General features: G+C 52.7%; 3 protein-coding genes. 1 reads left to right on the top strand and 2 read right to left on the bottom strand.

All coding sequences use genetic code 11. The features are described from left to right. Window positions 1-687, top strand: a 687-nt coding sequence (locus ACR0P9_RS11545) for a phenylacetate--CoA ligase family protein (RefSeq protein ID WP_432620295.1), incomplete at its 5' end; no start/stop codon positions are given. A 60-nt stretch (window positions 688-747) separates the two neighbouring features. Here ACR0P9_RS11545 and ACR0P9_RS11540 read toward each other — a convergent pair. Beyond that, a complete protein-coding gene (locus ACR0P9_RS11540; protein ID WP_432620293.1) occupies window positions 748-1,596 on the bottom strand; it encodes an amidohydrolase family protein in 849 nt (282 codons plus the stop codon). After that, on the bottom strand, window positions 1,593-2,073 hold a 481-nt coding region (locus tag ACR0P9_RS11535), incomplete at its 5' end, for a YczE/YyaS/YitT family protein (protein WP_432620291.1). The genes ACR0P9_RS11540 and ACR0P9_RS11535, both read right to left, overlap by 4 nt.

Raw genomic sequence — 2,073 nt, 5'->3', positions numbered from 1 at the left:
GGTATTTTCGGTGCAGAGGCGTGGACGGAAGAGATGCGCCACAGCATTGAGGAGAGTCTCGGCATCAAGGCATACGATATTTATGGTCTGACAGAGATTTCCGGTCCGGGCGTTTCCTTTGAGTGTGAGGAGCAGAACGGTATGCATGTCAATGAAGACCACTTCATTGCGGAGGTCATTGACCCGAATACTGGCGAGGTGCTGCCGGAAGGCGAGCGCGGCGAATTGGTATTCACCTGCTTGACCAAGGAAGCATTCCCGCTCATTCGTTATCGTACCCGTGATATTTGCATTCTATCGCGCAAGAAGTGCTCGTGCGGACGCACCCATATCCGTATGTCTAAGCCGCTCGGCCGCAGCGATGACATGATGGTTGTCAAGGGCGTCAATGTATTCCCGTCCCAGATCGAGACGGTTCTGCTCAACGAAGGCTATCCGGCAAACTATGAACTGATTGTCGATCGCGTCAACAACAGCGATACGATTGAGGTCAATGTCGAGATGTCTCTGGAAATGTTCAATGACCTGAAGATTTCCGATGCAGAGCGCGAAAAGAAGCTGGTTGCTGCACTCAAGGCAATGCTCGGCATCAAGGTAGATGTCAAGCTGCTGCCGCCGAAGGCAATCGCTCGCAGCGAGGGCAAGGCAGTACGCATCATTGATAAGAGAAATCTGTTCAAGAGCTGATATTCTTACATAATAAAACCCCGTCTTTCGCGAGAAAGACGGGGTTTTTCGTATCTAATGTTATAGTTTTAACAGCTTTTGGGCGTTGTTTCCCAAAATATCTGCCAGCTCCTGCTGGGTAAACTCACAGTCACGAATAAATTGCAGCGATTCCGATTGGCTGCTCCACGGGCAGTCCGTGGCAAACAGCAGACGGTCGGTGCCCAGCGTGTGCGCGAGAAAGGCGAACTGCTGCTTGTTCATGTTGTGCGATTCTTCCTCTGTGCGCGTGGTGTGCGGTGCCGGAAGAATATCACCCATCGTAAATGCCGTGTCGAAATACAGCGGCAGACCGGCAAGATTGTTCGCGACATCGCGCCAGCCCTGCCAGCCGCCCATGTGCGCGAGAACCAGCTTATCCGGCGCGACTTCCTGCATGACGTGGCGGATGTGCAGCGTCGAGCAGTAGTTGTGTTCCGGAATGCCGATGTCGATACCGGCGTGCGTCAGAACAATAAGCCCCAGTTCTGTCGCCTTGTCGATGATGCGCAGATAGCGAATGTCGTCAAAGTCATAGCCTTGGTATGCCGGATGCAGCTTGATGCCCTTGATGCCCATGTCTGCGACATGGCGAAGCTCCTCTTTGTAATTGGTGAACTCCGGATGCATACCGCCGAATGACAGCAGACCGGTTTCTTCCCAATGCTCGTTGGTGCGGGCGGCAAGCTCGTTGAGCTTGGAGACCTGATGTGTATTGGTCATAACCGGCAGCAAAATCGACAGGTCGATACCGGCGTTGTCCATCGAGCGGCGCAAGCCGTCATTGGTCGCATCGGTAAATGCCATCGAACGCGATTTGCTTTGCAGCTGGGCGATGACAGAAGCGGCGATTTTCGCGGGAAAGGTATGCGTGTGAAAATCAATAATCATGCAGAAAATTCCTCTTGGCGGGCGTGATGGCAGCCGATGAAGCGTTCCAGCGGCTGACGCAGACGCGGGGTGAAGAACTTGATGACAATACCGGTGCACAGAGCGGCAATCAGCGTGCCCTCACGGGTGCCCTGAATGGTAAAGTCAAAGAAAACCAGAGACAGAACCAGTGCGATACATACGCAGCTGACATCAAAACAGATTTTCAGTGTGCCGAAATCCTTGCGTGTGGTGTCGGAAATGGCTTTGACAAATGCCTCACCGGAATTCATGACCGTGTTGGCAATGACGCAGAAGGAAATGCCAAAACCCAGAATGATTGTGCCGCAGCAGATATTGACCAGACGCAGCGGATACAGCTCCGGAGAAGCCCAAGAGAACGCCCACATACCGAAATCTGTAAAATAACCAAACAGGAAAGACAGCGGAATCTGAAGCAGCTGAATCGGCTGGAATTTCCGGCGCAGAATGAGAATC

Origin of the sequence: Butyricicoccus sp. (genome assembly GCF_050872565.1) — a bacterium.
Taxonomy (GTDB): Bacteria; Bacillota; Clostridia; order Oscillospirales; family Butyricicoccaceae; genus Butyricicoccus_A.
The sequence above is the reverse complement of the archived record's forward strand: the minus strand, read 5'-3'. Positions and strand labels throughout refer to the sequence as shown.